This is a genomic window from Methylocystis sp. H62 (assembly GCF_015709515.1).
Lineage (GTDB): Bacteria > Pseudomonadota > Alphaproteobacteria > Rhizobiales > Beijerinckiaceae > Methylocystis.
The window spans coordinates 1-18,782 of the sequence record NZ_JADNQZ010000054.1; the positions used below are offsets into that span (position 1 = coordinate 1).

Consider the following 18,782-nt stretch of genomic DNA (forward strand, 5'->3'; position numbering starts at 1 on the left):
TGCTGGGATTGATCGAGGCGACGCCGGACTTGACGATCAGCGAACTCCTGGAGCGGCTGCTTGCCGAGCGCGGCGTGAAGGCCAGTCGCGCGACATTGTGGACGTTTCTCGACCGTTGCGGTCTGACGTTCAAAAAAAGACCGCCCATGCGAGCGAACAGGACCGCCCGGACGTAAAGGCGCGGCGCGAAGCCTGGTTCGAGAGCCAGCTCGATCTCGATCCGGAAAGGCTCGTCTTCATCGATGAGACCTGGACCACGACCAACATGGCGCGCAAATGCGGGCGCGAACAGAAAGGCGAGCGGCTGCGCGCGAGCGTTCCGCACGGACATTGGAAGACGACGACCTTCATCGGCGGTCTGCGCTGCGACCGCATGACGGCGCCGATGGTTCTCGACGGGCCGGTCAACGGCCAATGGTTCCAAGCCTATGTCGATCAGGTTCTGGTCCCGACGCTCTCGCGGGACGACATCGTGATCATGGACAATCTTGGCAGCCACAAGGGCGCCGGCGTGCGCAAGGCCGCAGAGCGAACCGTCGACGCGCTATGGGACAGGATCGGCCTGCTGCTGAAGGAGTTCTCGCCGACAGAATGCGCAAACTTCTTCGCCGCCGCAGGATATGAACCGGTTTAAGGCGAATCCGCTCTAGCCAGTCGGCAAGCCTTCAATGGATTTCTGACGCAAGAAGATCGCGCTTGCGGTGAACGGTCGCGAAATCGCCGGGCGTCCCCCATCGCAACGATGAACGTAGGCTTTCTGTGTATGCCATCGCGAAGACGATGTGATCGCCCCATGCCGCGCCCTCTATCAAGGATTGAATTGTCGAACCAAACCAATACGACAGCGGCCGGAGGGGCCGCCGCCAAGCTTGGCGTCAAACCTTTTGCGTCGGAGGTAAAAGGCCGACCTGCGATATCTTGCGAAGGAACTGCGGCTCCTCGGGCCAGCTGCACCAGGTCAGCGTCAAAAGGTCGTCGTGGATTTCGACCACTTCTGCCTCATACCAGCCCTCATCGGGGCCGGTCGTGGCGAGCATGACGCTGCCGACGCCGATGTCACCCCAGCCCCCAGGCAGCTTTAGCTGAGCCATATGGCCCCCGCCGCTGCCGCCCCCAGCGCCACCATGGCCTTCGGGCGAGCCTGCCGAGGCCGTACAGGCCAGTTTGGGGCCCTTGGCGGGCAACCCAGCGGCGGCGATTGATTGATACAGCCCCGCCCGCACAAAGGGCACGAAAGCGCGCCCGCTGGCGAACACCCGCCCCCGGGGTAGCTTGGCCGCAAGCGCCTGAAGCTCGGCCGTATCGAGCGGCACAACCCTCATGCCCATCAGCCTCGCCGCCTTCGTGGCCAGTTCGGCGCTTTCTTCGTCGAAGGTGGAAGCGTGCGGTTTGCGCGTGTCGTCGAGCCCCATGACGATCAGCACAGGCGTTGCGTCATGCTGGGCGGCGTGAATCGGCTTGGCGCTCATGGCAACCCTCCAGAAAAGACGAAGGGGGCCAGAGGCCCCCGTGTCGGTTGAACAGTCGCTGGTGCGCGTGGTGGCCGTCGAAGCGACGGCTTTAATCGAGTTCTCACGTGGCTTTTCCTGTCGGCTTCAGCGAAGCGAAAATGCTCGCCGACGCTTACTATAAAGGATTTTATTCCTATTGTCAAGATCAAGGTTCTGTCCTTCGTCGCCGCCAAGGGCGGGATTCAGCCACGGGGGCCCTTCAGCGCCACCCGGTCACAATCCTCATATGCCGGGCACTGGCGGCTTTGGCACCGGCCTCGGTCGTCGATCCGGTTGCCGTTGCAAATGTCCCGACCCCAAGCCGCACAGAATCCCCACAGAGCGTGTTGGACGAAACGCGGAAAGATCGCTGGATTTGCCGGATTGAACTCTCGAGCATCGATCCGCTCGGCAAGGCCCGAGACAATCGCCGCGCATCCGTTTGGCGCATAACATCCGGCGCCATAGGCGTGCTCCGCCCCAAGCCGACGGAGCACCCCCGTCCGGTGCAGAAAATTATGAATGAGCGTGTCGATGGCGATCATGTTTGCGCCGGTCGTCACCCATCGCTCGCGCTGCGGATCGCCCGCGAGCAACAGGTCCGCCAACATCATGTTCCAGAGCTTTGGGCCGACGCCGGCGATATGACCGAGCGGTTCAAGCAACGCCGCTTGCATCCGTTGTTCTCGTCCCGGAACTCCCACGCCCGTATCGGCTGCCTCCAAACGGGAGTCGATCCATCCGACGAAATCGCCGTCGCAAACGTCGCGGATAAATAGAAACAGGTTGTAGGCTGCGACGTTCAGCAAACCCTTCCGAAGCGGATGTTTCGGCAAAGGACAGAATGGCCGAAGCGATGGCTCGGCGCATGTCTTGGCGCCCTTCCGGTAACTGCAAGCGTCAAAGCGCCAATAGCAACGCAACTTCGGACACAACGGCGGAGAGCGTAGTGCCGATTTAATTTCGGCATGTCGGATGCCGCCATGACGTGCGTCATAGTCGAGCGCGATGGCATCGCTGATACCCTGCAAGGAGATCGAGGCAATCAGCCAATCGAAGATCGGCTCAGTATCGCGTCCGCTGACTGCATCTTGAATTTTCGCTTCAGAGAGCCGTACCGTTACGTCAGCGAGATAGTTGCGCGGCGCAAGCAACAGCGCCGGGCGCGTGACTCGAATGACATAATCCCAAGCCGACTGGCCGTCGCGCATCGCATCCTCGCGGCTGCTAGCTGCAGCAGCGTTAGCGCGGGCTTAATAGCCGATGTCAACTCATACTTTTCAAATGGTCCACCAGATCGGGCGACAAATAAATCCAGTAGATCCGGCCGGTTGAGCAAATCCCCGTCGGGCATTTGATTGTTAACTTTGGCTGCTTCCCAACTTCGGTCTTTGCCTGTCCCAAAGTTTTCAATTCGTGCATCAGAGTGCGATAGTCGGGAAACTCGCGTCGAAAGCGCTCAGATGGAATGAGAACCGCCTCTCTTCCGGCAACTGTCAACCGAAAGCCGTGCGCCGCGCGAAAATCATCAGGTGTCAAAGGGACATCAGGATGGTCGATCAAGTCCTGCTCATGGCGCTTCACGTAAAGCTGAATCCGCTGGATCGCCGATTGGTTTAGCTGCGCCTCACAGTCATCGACCAAAGAACGATGCATTTGCAAAATGGATTGGACAACGGAATTCTTATCGAAAGGGAGAACTTCCCATTTGCATGCCAGCCAGCCAGCGATAGCTGTGAGCGCAAACGTCTTTCCGATTCGAGCAGACTCTCCTCGCGGCGCGCGTTCGACATATTGGCTTAGCAGCTTCTCGATTTGCGCACAGAACGCCGTCTCGTTCTGAGAAGCCTTTTTCACTAGGCATGCAACGAATTGTCTCGCTGCAGTTCCAAAATTCTCGCTTGTGCCTTTGCGGAGAAGCTCCGCCGCTTCCCGGCTAGTTGAGCACCCGTTCGGCAGGCTCGCGAATATGCCATAAGGACTTTGGTCGGAAATTCGAACAGTGAGCATTCGGGATCGCAAGGCGCCCGCCACAGCTCCCTGAGAGCCCACGTGCTCCGCAAGAGACTTATTGGTGGTGCTCATCATCGCGACGCGCGCCTGACTTCCGGGCTGCACATCTCCATACCTCTTCTTCCGACCGGTTCCAGCCGTCCTAAAGACCGACGCGGATATGGTGTCTCGTTGCTGCTTTGAAGTGCTTCCAGCCAAATTCCCTTCGTCAAGCGCAAGAAATCCGTCAGCGTGTCTCAACTTGATTTCGTCTAACGCAGCCAGGGTCAGGTCCCATGTCTCGCATGCTCCTACATCGCTGTCGGGATTCCCGCCCCAGACCGACTGTGCAGCTACCAACGTCGTGGATTTTCCGCATTCGCGCCGGCCAACAAACTCCACCTGTGGATTTTGGAAGTCAGGAGGCGCGAAGCGCAACAATGGTCCTACAAAAGCGTAGGACAACGCGAACTGCAGGAGGGGCTGCCCTTCGACGAGTGGGCCTATCACCTCCTGCCAGTTGTCGACCGAGCCTCGTTGAGCAAATCTCTCGTCGGACTGGAAGGACACGACAATTTCGGTTTCGTCGTCTGGCGGCGACTGCACCGTCCCATCCGCGAAGACATAGTGACTTTGCAGCCAGCCGGGCCGCTCTGCAACAAGCGCGTCACGATATTCTTGCCGCCGCTCGATACTCTCCTTGAATTTGCTCTGTGCCGCTGATGTAAGGAAGGTCGTTCCTGGGCCCGTCATACGGCTGAACACCTTTGAAGGAAGTTGGTGAAGGTCATCTAACGCGAACCATACCGACCGCCTCGTCGTACCGTAGCGAATCCAATATCCGCCTTTCTGATCCCTGACGGCGTCAATGATACGCGCCTTCCCTACCTCTGGCTCTTGCTGACGTCGTAGGCGTTCGCCATTTGGTTTCGCTACGTAGCGCGTATCACCGTGCGAATGACGCCCTGCTTTTTTCTTGAGAGGCATTTTCACTTTTGTCGATCCTTTCGTAGCTGAGCGGAGCAATTGAGCTTTCCCACTTTCCCACTTTCCCACCAACGATTGTTGCCAATGTACAATGCGCGTTCGAACAACCGAGGTAGCAGCGCAGTGTTGCTGCTAAATTGGCGCAAGGAACACTCGCTAAGCTCAAAAAAGGCCTTGTTTTTATTCATCCACGCGACGCTGATAGATTGATAAGTACAACTCACGCATCGCCGGCGACCCGCCATTGCGGCGCGACCACGCATCGCTCAATATCGTGATGTCTCCAAGCGATTGCTGATTGAGCCAAACCAGATATTGGGTTTGGAACAACCCTGGGATCCGAGACCCGTGCCGATCTCTTCGCTCCTCCCCATCGGAACACCGACGAACCGCTTTCTGCGGCCAGAACGACTTAAGCAAGTAAGTGAATTGCGTGACGCGGTCGTTCACTCTCTGGATCTTGATGGGTGCTGCTCCGGTAGCCGATTGCACATATCCGGGCTGACTTTTCAGTCCTCTAAGAGCTTCAGCTTTTTCGGCTGTGGAGACCCCGTGAAAATGAATCACATAGACGCCTGCGCTGGGCTCAAACTCGCCGTGGAGGAAGGCTATAAATACGCCTGGGAGATCGAGGACGCCTGCCCGCTTGAGGTGCGTGCGGAATCGATTTTTGAGCGTTGACGCTGAGATCGAATTAAGTTGCTCGGGCGTGAAGACCCAGTTCCTGTTCAGGACTGTGAAGGCCCGCAGGTCGGCATCAGGAATATGCTCCAGAGCTCGGAGCAAGGCGCCAATCACCTTTTTTCGAGTTCGCCGCATAGAGAGAGATGACGCAAGCGTCGGTTCGAATGATTCCTCAGCAACGTTCGACTGCAGCTTCTGAAGGAGGCTGTTGGCGGCATCAGCGTCAATTGGTGGAGGCGGAAGATGCAGCACGCGGTGCTTTATTTGCCAGACCGCGCGCCTGACCTTTAAATCGACCCAATCAGGAGCGCCGTTGAGGGGAAGAGAGTAATTGATCGCTTTGATGCGATGCTTGTCCTCTCGCGCGCTGTCCGCGACCGTCTCAAACCATTCAACGGATGCTAATGGCGTATCAATGCGGCTAACCTCTTCGGTAAGTCGGACTTCACCGTGATGTGACGGCGCAACACCCACTGTTTGGCGCGAGCGGCGTTGCCGTGTGATCTTTATTCCTGGCATAGAGAACCACCATCGCGCTTTGGCCAGCGCACGAGTTGTTTGGACCTGCGAGGCCGAGTTGCTTCGCACAGCAGTTGGCAGTGATTCGCGCACGCTACCGCCGGGCACGACTCTCGAAATATTCAGCTAGTTGCCGCAATATGGATTCGACGTCCTGCTCGCTTTCTAGCAAGAGAGCCTGCGCACGAACCTCGAGACCGGTCATCCGAACTAGTTGTGCCGTGAGCTCTGCGAGCACGTACGCCCCAGATCGAATTTCAATGTGGAGCGTCGGATATTCGTCCGGGTTTGACGGGCTTAGACTCTGAAGCCGAGACTCCGTTTGTCTTTCTGCCCTCGAACCAGCCTTCTTGGCGGCCTTTCTCCGGCAATCCTTGATCTTCTTTTCGCGAAACCAATCGGCGAACTGCTCCTTCGACACGCCTTCATCATGCGCCACCTTGAGGATCGAAGCGTGGCTCGAGCATTGCTTGCGCTCGGAAACAGTCTGTGGTTTTGCGGTCAGCTCAAGCGCGATCAATTCGACTTTGTTAACGGAGATCTTTCGCTTGCGCTTCTGAGAAAGGCGAGCGAGCGCGACTTGAATCGCGGTTTCACCGCCGTTTCTGATTTCAAGATTTAAAGCGTACGCAAGTTCGAGTGTTGGCGTTAGGATTTCGCGACCACTCTTATAGAAGCCCCTGGCATTGAATCGTTCGGCTGCGAGAAGCGCTTCTCGCAGCGACTCATCAGGTGAACGCAGTCGGACGTTAGTGTTGTTTGTCTCAGGGTAGCCTTTCGCCTCGCCCGTTATTTCGCTCTCGCCGAAACAAGCGGAAATTTGGTCGTTTGACCCCTCACTTTCGCGCGACGTCATTTTCTAGCGCTCCAGGGAGCGGGCAGGTAGACGCTCCCGCTGGCGAATTCTTTCCCATGCGATCAGTTCGAGCTTATGACGGGAGATCGCGCGCATCCGTTGATTAAGCGGGGGCTGATGAAGCGCGATCTCAAGAGCATCGTCGCAGCCATGCGGTGCTATTTCGCACCGAGCGAAATTATGGGACGCGGCCCGCTCGCCGCCGTTGACCCGGTTCACCGTTCTTGCTCGCAACAGCGCGGTGTGATTTCGCCACGCGTCGCCCGTTCCCACGCGGCGAGCTCACCGACAAACCAATAACGTCGCGTGTTGATGTAGATCGGCCTTGGAAAGCCGAGCTTGTCCCGCGCGATCCATCGGTGGATGGTTCGCGGGGTCACGCCATATCGCTGAGACACCGCACGCATTGAGACCATTGCGCACGCTGCGCCGGAATCTAAATCCTGGATATTCATGCCCAGTGTCCTCCAAAGGCCGTGGAGAAGGCCGTGGAGAATAATTACCGATCCCGGACCTAGGCGCAGTCCAATAGTCTAAAATGATTGTGAACCGAGTTTTGACCTAACCCGCACAGAGTACGTTCCGGCAAACTTTAAGGCCAAACCTAAAGCAATCGATTAATTTCTGGCCTTGTTTTTGAGGTTTCGCGCAGGCAGCAATTCATCAAATAGCGATTTCAAATTTAGTTTTACAGTTGATTCGCTCGGGACATTGTCTGAGATTTCCTCTAAGTGAAGAAGAATACGGTCAATTACGTCAGCTCGCGAGATTTTCCCGGGGTTATTACGGATGAATTGTTCCGCAAATTTTTTTACTTCTGACCAATCATTATACGTTTTTGGTCGCCCGCGTTTTTTGGGCTGTGGCGACAAAGCCTTGCAGGTTGGCGACAGTCGTTCGACCCCCGTCCGATAAAATTCAACCTGCGTCGCACGGGTTCTGATCAATCCCTCGATATTATCGAAGACGACTGCGCTCGCCGTAAAATTTATGTTGGCCCATTCCCACAGAGACGGCGCTAGCTCTTGATTGAGTTTTGGCTTCTCTAAAAGGTCAGATTCCAAGAAGATACGAATGCGGGAGCCTTGCAGTATAACCGTGTAATGGTCGCCCCTAACGGAAAGGTGATGGCGTCCCTCTGAAAGCAGGTTTAACTCTTTCCGGAGATCCAGAAAGCGGTCGCGATCAAGATAATAAATGTGCTCCGCCGAAGAATCCTGGTGGGGGTTCCCTACGGTGATGGTGGAAAGCAGATGCGTGCGGACCACACCGGCCCGAGCATAAAGCTCGGCGTCTTGAAGGGCCCGCCGGAGGCGATCTTCAGGATTTTGTTCGCCGCCAGCTCTGAGCAACTCGATGGCGTTACGCGAAGGAATCCAATCGGAAGCCATAGGCAGGTGCCTGTCTTATATCTCAATTCGCGGGAGCGCGGTTACTATACAAGTGCGTGGTGTTACTAACTTGGTAAGCGATCAGTTACAGCGTCGGCCCATCTTTCCAGTGCGTCGCGCATCTCGTCCGAGAAGCTATGCCGCTGATATACGCCAACTATCCCCCCAAAGCTGCCGGATACGTGATTGAGCACACGTTCAATTACGTGAAGCGTTACCCCAACCGCCGCCATTCCCGATGCGACGCTTCGTCGTATATCGTGAAGGGTCCAGGGCTCAATAGCGGCCCCGCAGCCAGCTAATGCCAGATCTAAGCGTCGCTTGGCCGCGCTCCAGCCTGAAGGCGGGTTGGCCCCGGGACTGAAAAGATAACGAGAAGTTTCGAAACGCGGTTGCCCAGAGATAACCTCTATCGCCGCCGGTGCGAGCGGCAAAATATGCTGTCTCCTGTTCTTAGTTCGGTCGCCTGGAAGCGTCCAAACGCGCCCCTCGATGTCGATCTCGGACCACGCCATTCCGCCGACCTCATTTCGACGCTGCCCTGTTAGGGCGAGCAGTTCGATTATGGGGCCAAAGGGAAATCCAAGGGATCGGGCAGCCTTTATGATCAAGCGGAGCTCATTGAGAGTTAACACGCGGTCGCGGGCCGTCTCAATGGTAGGTGGGCGGATACCGATGCATGGACTCGCATCAATAATTCCTCGCTCGACCCCCCAATTGCAGAGCTTGCGTAGTTGAGCAAACGTCCGATTTGCTGTCACCGGGGCGCCACGGTCAACAATGCTGTCGAGCAGCAAGTGAACATCTTGCCGGGTGATTCCTGCGAGCGCCTTGTCCTGCCACCAGGGGACAACATTCTTTTGGAGCAATCGTTTAGTTTCCCGCCAATCGCGGGTGTTTGCTTTTGCGTGGCGTTCGATGAAAAGATCCACCACTTTCTCGAAAGAATCGTTTTGCCCAGCAATTGCTTGCCGCTTTCGTCTCTTCTCGTCAGCTGGGTCTTTCCCTGCTGCGACCGCGCTGAGGGCGTTTAGGGCCAGTCTGCGCGCCTCCGCCAGTCCAAGTGCAGGGTACGGGCCGAGGGTGAGCTTGCGCGACAATCTGCCAAAGCGATATCTGACCGCGAAGGATTTAAGGCCCGACGGCTGCACGATGAGATAAAGGCCCGTCACACGGCTGTCTGGTATCTCCCTCCGCTTTGTCTCGGCCTTGGCGTTCTTCACCGAAATTTCCGTAAGGACCACCACTTGCTCCACTGTTACCCTTATCAGCATAGGGTAACAAAACTGAGGCGTCTGCGCCTGTCAACTTTGGTCCGCCTTTGTCAGAGCGAACACCAATAAACAAATATAATCCAACGTATTATACCAGCGGTCGTTGTCGGAGTGTTTAACCTTGTCAGCCTGCTACAGCGGTTTCCTAAACCGAAGGTCAGGGGTTCGAATCCCTTCGGGACCGCCAATACGTCGAGGCGTATGGACCTGCGGCGAATTCGGCGGAGCGTCGACGCCGCCGGATCAGATCACCCGCGCCGCGCTACGAATGGCGTGCGCCACCAGGCCGCTCTGTCCTTCTTTGCGGTCTTCTTGCGTTTGGCTTCCAGGGCCAGCCCCATCTGCATCATCCGGTCGACATAAAAATCATCGAAGACATTGGGCGGAACAGCAAAATGCTTTTGCAAGTCGGCGTGTTCGCGCGCGACATAAAAGCGGTTGAGTCCATCGAAATAGGCAAACATATAATCGGACCGCAAAATATGCGGTTCCCACGAACTGTGTGACTCTGTCCTGGCGGCGCCCGGCGCCACGGATTCAACCAGTATGATCCACGGCCGAAACCGGCCAAGGTCAAACTCGACGATGACGTCTCGCTCAGATCCTTCGCAGTCGATTTTGAGAAAATGCACTGTGGACGGCGCCTGCTCCTCAAAAATACTGTTGAGTGTGCGCACCTCTACTTGCATCTCCTCCTGTTCGAAGCCGAGCGGCGCATGCGATGCCGCCACATTGGCGTCGAGGCTGGACATGCCGGTATCGTGGACGAGCGTCATAGTCGCCTGACCCGCGCGCGCGCCGACCGCGATCGATAGATTGACGTCGCGCGGACGCCGCTCCTGCAATCGCCTGAAATAATAAGGATTTGGCTCGATATTGACGCCGCGCCAGCCACGTTCGTAGAAATGCCGCGTCACGGATTCGAGGTCTGGGTCCCATGCGCCAACATCAACATAGAAGCCTTCCGCGAGACCCCCGAAGGCGCGCTCGAGCATGACGTCTTCGAAATTTTGTGCGTAGGAGATCCACATGTCGGCGCCCTTCAACTCTCGGTGCTCTTTTGTGCGCGCGAATGTGAACGGCGCCAGCTGAATTGTTAATTGGCGAAACCACGTTTAGTCTCTTGGCTGCAGTGGTTGGAGTCTTTTGCACGAGCCAGGGACAATTGGAAAGGGCTTTTGATGAACGGAACAGGCAAAACAACAAACAGTCCGGCCAAAACGCCCCGCCGCAGCGTTCGCATCGCCGCCAACTTCATTGTGATCGTCCTGTGTTTGCTTGCTGTAGAAGCCGGCTTCACTCTTTATTATTTTCTGAGCGAAGGAAAACTCGTCAGCCCGCAAACGCGCGAAGAGATCCGTTCGAATACGTTCGTGGTGCACATGACGTCGAAGAGAAACGTCAAGTGCCGCTACATGGACACTGTTTACCCTCACCCTTATTTGACCAACGTTCATGCGGATAATCCGCCCTGCGAGAATTCAGAATTCGAGATAAACAATGTCGGCTTGTTCGGACGCGATTTTCCCTACAAAAAGGAGACCGACAAGTTTCGCATCATGGTGAGCGGCGGATCGGTGGCCGCCATGTTTGGCCAACTGCATAAAGATAAACCCAAATTCCTCGAAGAACAGTTGAATAAATGCTATGTTCCTCCGGAGGGACGGAAGACATTTGAAGTTTATAACGGCGCAGATGGCGGCTGGAAGCAGCCGCAACAGGCCATCATGACCCTTCTCTTTGGCGAGGTTTTCGATGGCATCATTACCTTGGAAGGCTTCAATGAGAAGGATATGCTGCTCGAGAAATGGACGGCTTGGTCAAAGCGTTTCGAATGGCCTTCGAACAACTTTATCTTAGTGAATCCATCTGCATCAGGCAGTTATCTGCCCATACTGGGGGGCGCGGCGCTCAACTCTTTTTATTCATTTTACTATAATACGCCGCTGCTGAAGTCATCAAATACAATATACTTTTTGGTCGATACGGCCCGCACCAAGCTCAACGATTCAATTATGAAAAACATGGCGTCGCTTCATAAGTCGCATTTGACGAATTTCTCCGTGCCCAAGGAGTGGACCCGCGACGAAGTCTACGAGTACAACCTTGATCAGTATAAAAAATATTTTAAAACGACCGCTGCGCTCGCTCAGGCGCAGGGCGCCAAAGTGGTGTTCTTCATTCAGCCCTCGCCAGTTTACGGCAAGACTCTAACCGAAGAGGAAAAAGGCGTGGTTGGCGATTTGAGCTACAAGGATCTGTATCTCAAGATGACCGATACGCTGCTCAAGCTGAAGCAGGAGGGTATCGCCGTCCATAGCCTGCTGGACGTTTTCTCCGCAATTCCAGACACGATTTACGCAGATCATATTCACTTTTTCGCCGACCCGGCGACCGGCGAAAGCGTCGGCAACCGCGCTGTCGCCAAGGCGATCGCCGCGCGGCTGGCTGACGAATGGCGGTTCGAAAAAAAGTGCAGCGACTGATGAGTGCTCTCAGCGCGGAGCCTCGAAAGTCTGCAGCACCGATTCGATCGGCCCTGAATCGACCGTCATCCCGCCGTTGAACGGATTGTCCATCGCCGCGATCAAAAACACGACCGATCCCATAAAGAGCGCCATCGCGCCGCTGAGGATCAAATGGACATGGAGCTCCATGTCGAAAATGATCACGAGGCCAAGCAACAGGAATCCGCCGAGACACATAACCCACCAGAGCTCCTTCGGAATGCCGCTGTCGCCGGCGGCGATGAGATAGCGGCGATGCTCGACAAGCGTATTCAGACGCGTGAACGTCTCGGCCTGAACCATCTCCTCGCTTTTGAGCTTGGGCTGAAAGTTCATGATTTGAGCGAATAGCGCGGTCAATCCCGGCGAACGTGAATGGGCTTCGCGACGGACATCAGGCGGCGGATGTACGGCCTCGACCGCCTCGCGCGCGTAGCTGCGAAGTTTTTCCTGAAGCTCGCTGCTGGTCGGCTGCGGAAAGCCGTCAAAGTCTCGGTGAAGAGCGGCGATCGTGAGCGCCTCCTTTGAGACGACGTCGCCGACCGCCGAGAAATCTTGATAGGCCTCGACCGCCAGCAGTCCCAGTAGAATTCCGTAAAGCGTCGAAAAGGACGCCAATGTCAGGCCGATCATCTCGTTGGCGTTGCGACGGCCGTGTATCCACTCGTGGGCGAGGCGGCGACAAAGAAACACGCCGAGCCATGTCCCGGCCAGCGAGCCCAGGCAGAACAGCAGAGCCATTTGCATGACCGAGAGATGCTTAAAGATTTCCGGCACCGGCGCCTCCTTGTTGGGCGGCATTAGCGAATGGCTGCGGCAAATTGTCAAAGGCCTTATCGATTGAAGAACCACAAGAGCAGACTGACGACGACGCTCAGAACGAGCGACGTGGCGAGCGGAAAGTAGAATTTGAAATTGCCGCGCGCGACGACGACGTCGCCTGGCAGACGCCCGAGGCCAAATCTCTCGCCGACCATCCAGAGAAGGCCGAGGCCGACCATGACGAGCCCGGCGATAATGAGAAACTTGGCCACAGGGTTAGCCTTTCATCGCGTTCCTGATGATGACTTCACGATTGCTATTTCGCGCATTTCAGCGAGATCGCCAGCAGCGCCGGCGTGTCGTTCACGATTGCCACTTCAGGCGACACATTGTCGCAAAGCTAGGAATCTCAGCGCCCTTCGCTTGACCAGGCGCTTTGTCAAAGTTTAGGTGCCGGCGACGGGTTCGACGCCATGACATTCGGTTTTCGCCTGCGGCGAACCGACGCAATCGAACCGACGGCGGATGGCGCGCCTCTTGCGGGAGCCTGTTGGAGACGCAGGCCGCGCGACGCTTCGCAAAGCAACCGTCTCGTTGAATGGGTCGCTCCTGATGCGATCGCCGGCGCGCAGCGGTTGCGTGCGACTATGAGGGTTTTCATGAGGCCTGATCACATTTATCTCGCCATGACCATGGTCAAGCACAGCACGCTGGCCGCGGCTTGCATTTATGCGTTCAAGATCGTCTCGTTTATGGTCAAAACGATGTAATTGCGAGCGCCGTTGCGCCGGCGCCGCCCTTCGCGCATAACCCTCCCAGCGCATATGCGACGCGACGGAAGGGCGCAGGTTCATGGCGGCGATTGATGGTCCCAAGGTGCAGGCGCGTTCCGGCAAGCCAAAGCAGCTCGTCGTTTTTCTTCATGGCTACGGCGCCGACGGCGCCGATCTTATCGACATCGGCCGCCAATGGAGCGCCTTCCTTCCCGACGCCGATTTCGTCGCGCCGCATGCGCCTGATCGATGCGCCGCATCGCCGACCGGACGGCAATGGTTTCCGCTCACCATGCGCGACCCGGAAGAGCGCTGGCGCGGCTGCATCGCTGCGCGTCCGACGCTCGACGCCTTTCTTGACGCCGAGCTCGACCGGCGCGGCCTCGACGACAGGGCGCTGGCGCTTATCGGATTCAGCCAGGGCACGATGATGGCGCTGCATACGGGACTGCGCCGCAAGCGCGCGCCGCGCGCGATTCTCGGCTATTCGGGCGTCTATGTGCTCGGGCCGGCGCAGGCGGGCGAAGCGCCGATGGCCTACGAGAAACCGCCGGCCGTCCTTTTGGCTCACGGCGAAGAAGACGAAATGATCCCCGTCGAGGCGCTGCTCATGTCCGCCAACGCGCTCGCCGACTCCGGCGTTCCGACCCAATGGCACCTCTCGGCGCGGCTCGGCCATGGAATCGATGAAACCGGGCTCATCCACGGCGCGCTGTTCCTGGCGCAGTCGTTCGGCGTCGCCGTCGAGCTTCGCCGGCGGTGACGTTTAGCCCGTCATTCCACAGCTCATCCGAAGCCTCAAATTCCCTCAAGCCCCGCCTCGGCGCCGGCGGGCTCCATCGCCGGCTCAAGTTCGATCGGCAGGCGACGCACGGCGCGGCGCATGACCGGGCGATAGAGCTGCTTCGTCGCCTCGACAATATGCACGCCGCCGCCGGGCAGCGAGAAGCGGCCGGCGATGCGTTCGAAGGCCGGCGCCGAGCGCAGCAGCGACGCGCGCTGGAACGGCGGCACGTAAAGCGCCTCGTCCCAATAAAGCGGCAGGAACTGCGCTTCCTGCAGCAATTGCTGCAGCTGACCGCGCGAATAGGGGTGACCCTGTCCAAAGGGCGTCGTGTCGACGCGCGCCCAAAGGCCGGTGCGACTCGGCGCGACGATCAGCACCCGGCCGCCGGGCGCGAGAATGCGCCAAATTTCTTCGAGCAGATCATGCGGATGTTCGTCCGTCTCCAGCGCATGCACGATCAGGATGCGATCCATGCTGGCGTCGGGCAGCGGCGTCATCGACGGCTCCACCAGGGCCGAGGCGGAGCGCCCGTCGGGCGGCCAATGGACGACGCCCTGCGTGGCCGGCATGAAGGCGAGAACCCGCTGCGCCTTCTCTCGAAAACTGTCGAGGTAAGGCGTCGCATAGCCAAGACCGAGCACGCGCAGCCCGGCGTGATCCTGCCAGCGCGTGCGCACCAGCCGCGACACCAGGCGGCGCGCGACCTCCCCCAGCGCCGTGTCGTAAAAGGCCCGCAAATTGACGACGTCGAGCATGGCCTCGATCATCGACGCAATCGATCAGTGGCGCAAGGCGCGCCCGTCGCGCGCGTTCGGCTGTCGTGTTTTTTGGCGAAGCGCTATGATAGGCGACCGCCCAAGGAGACGACGCCCCATGGCTTTGGAAGTCGCGCAGTTTATCTGCCTGAATGACAATTTCGGCCTGCTCGTTCATGAACCGGAGCTCGGGGCGACCGCGAGCATCGACGCGCCGGACGGCGAAGCGATCGCCAAAGAAGCCGAGCGGCGCGGCTGGCCGCTGACGCATCTGCTGCTGACCCATCATCACGCCGATCACGTGCAGGGAACGCAGACGCTCAAGTCGCGCTTTCCGCACATGAAGGTGACCGGGGCCGCCAAGGACGCGCATCGACTGCCGCCGCTCGATCGCGCGGTTTCGGAAGGCGATAGCGTCGAAGTCGGCGAGGCGCGCGCGCGCGTCATCGAAACGCCCGGCCATACGCTTGGACACATCGCCTATTATTTCGGCGACGATGAAATTTTGTTTGTTGGCGACACGCTGTTCTCGCTCGGCTGCGGCCGCGTTTTCGAGGGCACCATGGACATGATGCGCCTCACACTCGAAGCGCTCGCCAATCTGCCCGGCGAAACACAGGTCTATTGCGGACACGAATATACGCAGGCTAACGCCAAATTCGCGCTCGCCGTCGATCCCGACAATCCGGTGCTGCGCGAACGGGCGCAAGCGGTCGCCGAGCTGCGCAAGGACAGAAAATTCACGCTGCCGACGACGATCGCGCTCGAGAACGCCACAAACCCCTTCCTGCGGGTCGAGGACCCGAGCGTGAAGGCCGCGATGGGCATGCGGGACGCCGATCCTTTCGCCGTGTTCGCGGCGATGCGCGAGCGCAAGAACAGTTTCGCCGCATGACAAGCGCGCTGTCGACGCAGGAGATCGTGCGGCTTCTCGAACTCGCGCCGCATCCCGAGGGCGGCTTTTATCGGCAGACCTTTCGCGATCCCATGCCGGTCGGCGGCTCCCGCGGCGCCTCGACGGCGATCTATTATCTGCTCCCTGGTGGCGAAATGTCCCACTGGCATCGGGTCGACGCCGCCGAAGTCTGGCACTTTTACGCCGGCGCGGCGCTGGAGCTTAAGATGGCGGCGCAGGGCGCCCCGATTGAAGTCTTGCGCCTGGGCGCCGCACTCACGGCGGGCGAGCGGCCACAAGCCGTAGTGCCCGCGGGCGTGTGGCAGTCGGCGAAAAGCCTCGGCCGGGGGGCGAGCGAATGGACCCTCGTCGGCTGCACGGTCGCGCCGGGCTTCGAATTCGCCGGCTTCGAGCTGGCGCCGGCGGACTTCCTCCCCGACGTTCCAGCCTGAACGCAAGGGCTTTTCAGCCGATCGGGGGCTTTGATCGACCCAGCGGATAGTGTATCGGGTCGCAGACAATAAAAACGAGGAAATGCCCGAATGTGTTGGAGTGGAGAGGCGTCAGCGGTGTTGGCGACGGCGGGGATCGCCGGCGCGGCCTATTCGGCGCTCAAAAAGGACCCCGAACCGCTCGCCCTCTGGGTCTGCCTTCTCTACTTCGCCAGCATGGAGTCGCTTCAGGCGGTCGCCTATTCGGTTCTCAACCAATGCGACTCGCCGCTCAATCAATTGATGACCATGTTTGGTTATCTCCACATAACGTTCCAGCCGTTCTTCATTAACGCCGTCGCGCTCTATTTCATGCCCAAGGACAGCGCCCGCATCATCGCGCCCTGGGCCTATTTCGGCTGTTTCGTCGCGGCCATCGCCATGCTGCTCCAGCTTTATCCCTTCGCCTGGGCCGGCCATTGCGCCCTCGGACGACCGCTCTGCGGCGACGTGCTCTGCACGACGCGCGGCGAATGGCACATCGCCTGGCTGCTGCCGACGAACGGGATCGGCAACTCCATGGTCAACAATCCCTATCTCGGACGCGGCTACATCGAATATCCGCTGATGGCCTTCTACATCCCATCGCTTTACGGCAGCTGGCGCTTCATCCTGTTCTCCTGGCTCGCGGGGCCGTTTCTCGCCGGTCTGACGACCAGCAACATCAATGAATGGCCGGCGGTCTGGTGCCTGTTCTCGATCGGGCTCGTGCTCGCCATCATCAAGACGCCGCTGCGCTATCACCTGCACGTCGGCGACCCCTGGTGGATGATGCTGATCAAATGGTGGAAGAAGCGCAAAGCGGCGGCGAAGGCGGCCATCGCGGCGGCGGCGCAGCCGGCCGAGCCCGTCGCTCTCCTTGCCGAGGTCAAAGAGCCGGCGGAATAATCAGTCCCGCGCGTTGACGACGCCGCCGACGAGATTTTCCGCCAGCAGCGACTCGGTGGTCATCTCGGCGCCGAGCGGCTCGCGCGTCACGCCGGCCTCGATGGCCGCAAAATAGGCGCGGCGGGCGGCGACCGCCTCGTCCCACCCCACGGCGCGGAAGGACAGGTCTTCGCCGGGACGCAATTGCGCCAGCCGGCCAAGATCCGCCCCGATCACCGTCGCGATTTTCGGATAGCCGCCGGTCGGCTGTCGGTCCGCCATCAGCGCGAGCGGCGCGCCGTCGCCGGGGATCTGAATGGCGCCCATGGCCACCCCGTCGGAGACGATGTCATGTCCGCGCCGATGGCGGATCGCCGGACCCTCGAGCCGATAGGCCATGCGATCGCTACGGGCGCCGATACGCCAACGTGCGTTCAGAAAGGCCTCGATCTCCTCCGGCGTGAAATAATCCCCCTGAGGCCCGAGAAGAATGCGGATCGGCGCGTCGCTTGACGTCAGCCAAGGCGCCGCCAAGGCCATCGGCTCCAGCGGCGGCGCCGGCGCCTCGGCGAGCATCAAGGCGTCGCCGGCCGCTAGCGGCTTTGGCCCGAGGCCGGACCGGGCGTGCGTCGCGCGCGAACCCAGCGTCGGCGCGAGATCGAGCGTTCCGCCGACGGCGACATAGCACCAGGCCCCTGACGGGCCGGCGCGCAGCACGAGCCGTGCGCCGTCAGCAAGCGGGAGCAGGCACGCCGGCGGCATTGGCCGCCCGTCCAGCCGGATGTCGAAATCGCCTCCCGCCATAGCGACGCAAAGCGTCGCGCCTTCCGACCGGAGCGTCATGCCCCCGAGCGAAACTTCGATGGCGCAGTCAGCGCCGGCGGCGCGCGTCGCCGCGCGATAAGCGCCAAGATCCATTGGCCCCGCCGGCGTGACGCCGTAGCGCGACAGTCCGAAACGCCCCTCGTCCTGGATGGTGACGGCAGGGCCGGCGGCCTCGATAAGCAGCCGCACGCTCAAAGCAGCGTCTCCCGGCGCGCCACCGTCTCGCCGGCCAAGGCGCGCGCATCGAGCGTCAGGAACGTCTCGGCGTCGATCGGCTCGAAGCGCACGGCGTCGCCTGGCGCGACAAGAAAAGGCGGGGTGCGGTCCAGCGCGAACATGCGCTCAGGCGTACGCCCAACGACATACCAGCCGGTTGGCATCGGATTGGCGGCGATCAGAGAGAGCGCGCCGCCGATCAACGCCCCGCCCTGCGGCGTCGGACCGCGGGGGCTGACGCGCCGCGGGATCGCGAGCGCCTGAGGCAGTCCGCCGAGGTAGCACCACCCCGGCGCGAAACCATACATGTAAGCGCGATAGTCGGCGCCGGCGTGCAGCTTCGCCAGCGATTGCGCCGTCTGCCCGAGCAGCGCGGCGGCTTCGCCAATGTCCTCAGCGAACTCAGGATCGTAGCAGCAGGGAATGGTCCAGCGCGCGGGCGGCTGCGACGCCTCAACGCCCGCAGGCCCGATCAGAGCTTCGATCGCCGCAACAAGCGCGACGCGCGAAATTTCAAGCGGCTCGTAACGCAGGAACAGCGCGCGGTAAGTAGGCGTCGTTTCGCGCAGGCCCGCCGGCGGCGCGGCGCGAAGACGCTCGTCGAGCGCGAGCACACGGGCGTTGACGACGGGATCGACGCTGTCGCCGAACTCCACTGAAAGCGCCGCCTCGCCGCAGTCGAGGAAGCGCGGCGTCTCATCATCCATTGCG

18 protein-coding genes, 1 tRNA gene and 1 pseudogene are annotated in these 18,782 nt (G+C 59.5%); 8 read left to right on the forward strand and 12 right to left on the reverse strand.

What is annotated here, in order from left to right; translation table 11 throughout:
• Window positions 1-634: pseudogene (locus tag IYY11_RS11900) on the forward strand (IS630 family transposase); the annotation flags it as partial.
• A gap of 241 nt (window positions 635-875) precedes the next feature.
• Here IYY11_RS11900 and IYY11_RS23005 read toward each other — a convergent pair.
• Window positions 876-1,469 carry a hypothetical protein gene (locus tag IYY11_RS23005; RefSeq protein ID WP_246719900.1) on the reverse strand — a complete coding sequence of 198 codons (594 nt, stop codon included), beginning with the start codon at window positions 1,467-1,469 and terminating at the stop codon, window positions 876-878.
• 107 nt (window positions 1,470-1,576) lie between these two features.
• On the opposite strand from IYY11_RS23005, the gene IYY11_RS22425 reads away from it, so the two are divergent.
• Window positions 1,577-2,269 carry a hypothetical protein gene (locus IYY11_RS22425; protein ID WP_210331330.1) on the forward strand — a complete coding sequence of 231 codons (693 nt, stop codon included), beginning with the start codon at window positions 1,577-1,579 and terminating at the stop codon, window positions 2,267-2,269.
• A 487-nt stretch (window positions 2,270-2,756) separates the two neighbouring features.
• Here the strand turns inward: IYY11_RS22425 and IYY11_RS11915 are convergent, their stop codons facing one another.
• The 5 genes from IYY11_RS11915 to IYY11_RS11935 form a co-directional block, all read right to left on the reverse strand.
• On the reverse strand, window positions 2,757-4,469 hold the full coding sequence (locus tag IYY11_RS11915; RefSeq protein WP_246719925.1) for a DUF927 domain-containing protein: 1,713 nt from the start codon (window positions 4,467-4,469) through the stop codon (window positions 2,757-2,759).
• A 180-nt stretch (window positions 4,470-4,649) separates the two neighbouring features.
• Entirely contained in the window at window positions 4,650-5,765 is a 1,116-nt protein-coding gene (locus IYY11_RS11920) for a hypothetical protein (RefSeq protein WP_196404061.1), read from the reverse strand.
• A gap of 1 nt (window position 5,766) precedes the next feature.
• Window positions 5,767-6,528: a hypothetical protein gene (locus IYY11_RS11925; RefSeq protein ID WP_196404062.1), complete on the reverse strand. Its 762-nt coding sequence runs from the start codon at window positions 6,526-6,528 to the stop codon at window positions 5,767-5,769.
• Between the two features lie 617 nt (window positions 6,529-7,145).
• Complete coding sequence (locus IYY11_RS11930) at window positions 7,146-7,919, reverse strand: hypothetical protein (RefSeq protein ID WP_196404063.1); 774 nt, start codon at window positions 7,917-7,919, stop codon at window positions 7,146-7,148.
• Between the two features lie 65 nt (window positions 7,920-7,984).
• The gene (locus tag IYY11_RS11935; RefSeq protein WP_196404064.1) at window positions 7,985-9,193 is read right to left on the reverse strand and encodes a tyrosine-type recombinase/integrase; all 1,209 of its coding nucleotides are present in this window, start codon (window positions 9,191-9,193) and stop codon (window positions 7,985-7,987) included.
• A gap of 98 nt (window positions 9,194-9,291) precedes the next feature.
• Here IYY11_RS11935 and IYY11_RS11940 point away from each other — a divergent pair.
• A tRNA-Arg gene (locus IYY11_RS11940) sits at window positions 9,292-9,380 on the forward strand.
• A gap of 61 nt (window positions 9,381-9,441) precedes the next feature.
• On the opposite strand, the gene IYY11_RS11945 is transcribed toward IYY11_RS11940, so the two are convergent.
• On the reverse strand, window positions 9,442-10,239 hold the full coding sequence (locus tag IYY11_RS11945) for an FkbM family methyltransferase (protein ID WP_196404065.1): 798 nt from the start codon (window positions 10,237-10,239) through the stop codon (window positions 9,442-9,444).
• Window positions 10,240-10,374: 135 nt separating this feature from the next.
• Between IYY11_RS11945 and IYY11_RS11950 the strand changes: the two genes are divergently transcribed.
• On the forward strand, window positions 10,375-11,679 hold the full coding sequence (locus IYY11_RS11950; protein ID WP_196404066.1) for a hypothetical protein: 1,305 nt from the start codon (window positions 10,375-10,377) through the stop codon (window positions 11,677-11,679).
• 9 nt (window positions 11,680-11,688) lie between these two features.
• Here IYY11_RS11950 and IYY11_RS11955 read toward each other — a convergent pair whose 3' ends face one another.
• Both IYY11_RS11955 and IYY11_RS11960 read right to left on the reverse strand, forming a co-directional pair.
• Complete coding sequence (locus IYY11_RS11955; RefSeq protein ID WP_312029728.1) at window positions 11,689-12,477, reverse strand: hypothetical protein; 789 nt, start codon at window positions 12,475-12,477, stop codon at window positions 11,689-11,691.
• A gap of 56 nt (window positions 12,478-12,533) precedes the next feature.
• Window positions 12,534-12,734: a DUF2905 domain-containing protein gene (locus tag IYY11_RS11960; RefSeq protein WP_196404067.1), complete on the reverse strand. Its 201-nt coding sequence runs from the start codon at window positions 12,732-12,734 to the stop codon at window positions 12,534-12,536.
• A gap of 580 nt (window positions 12,735-13,314) precedes the next feature.
• Between IYY11_RS11960 and IYY11_RS11965 the strand changes: the two genes are divergently transcribed.
• Window positions 13,315-13,998 carry an alpha/beta hydrolase gene (locus IYY11_RS11965; RefSeq protein WP_196404068.1) on the forward strand — a complete coding sequence of 228 codons (684 nt, stop codon included), beginning with the start codon at window positions 13,315-13,317 and terminating at the stop codon, window positions 13,996-13,998.
• 35 nt (window positions 13,999-14,033) lie between these two features.
• Here IYY11_RS11965 and IYY11_RS11970 read toward each other — a convergent pair whose 3' ends face one another.
• Complete coding sequence (locus IYY11_RS11970) at window positions 14,034-14,789, reverse strand: class I SAM-dependent methyltransferase (RefSeq protein WP_196404069.1); 756 nt, start codon at window positions 14,787-14,789, stop codon at window positions 14,034-14,036.
• 106 nt (window positions 14,790-14,895) lie between these two features.
• Here IYY11_RS11970 and gloB point away from each other — a divergent pair, with 106 nt between their 5' ends.
• From gloB to IYY11_RS11985, 3 genes are all read left to right on the forward strand, one after another.
• Window positions 14,896-15,672 carry a hydroxyacylglutathione hydrolase gene (gene gloB, locus IYY11_RS11975; RefSeq protein ID WP_196404070.1) on the forward strand — a complete coding sequence of 259 codons (777 nt, stop codon included), beginning with the start codon at window positions 14,896-14,898 and terminating at the stop codon, window positions 15,670-15,672.
• A complete protein-coding gene (locus tag IYY11_RS11980; protein ID WP_196404071.1) occupies window positions 15,669-16,124 on the forward strand; it encodes a cupin domain-containing protein in 456 nt (151 codons plus the stop codon). The genes gloB and IYY11_RS11980 overlap by 4 nt, the downstream gene beginning before the upstream one ends.
• Before the next feature lie 90 nt (window positions 16,125-16,214).
• Entirely contained in the window at window positions 16,215-17,051 is an 837-nt protein-coding gene (locus tag IYY11_RS11985) for a DUF5765 domain-containing protein (protein ID WP_196404072.1), read from the forward strand.
• Here IYY11_RS11985 and IYY11_RS11990 read toward each other — a convergent pair whose 3' ends face one another.
• Window positions 17,052-18,050: a biotin-dependent carboxyltransferase family protein gene (locus IYY11_RS11990; protein ID WP_196404073.1), complete on the reverse strand. Its 999-nt coding sequence runs from the start codon at window positions 18,048-18,050 to the stop codon at window positions 17,052-17,054.
• Window positions 18,047-18,778, reverse strand: coding sequence for an allophanate hydrolase subunit 1 (locus IYY11_RS11995; RefSeq protein ID WP_196404074.1), 732 nt, complete (start codon window positions 18,776-18,778; stop codon window positions 18,047-18,049). The genes IYY11_RS11990 and IYY11_RS11995 overlap by 4 nt, the downstream gene beginning before the upstream one ends.
• Window positions 18,779-18,782: the final 4 nt, after the last annotated feature.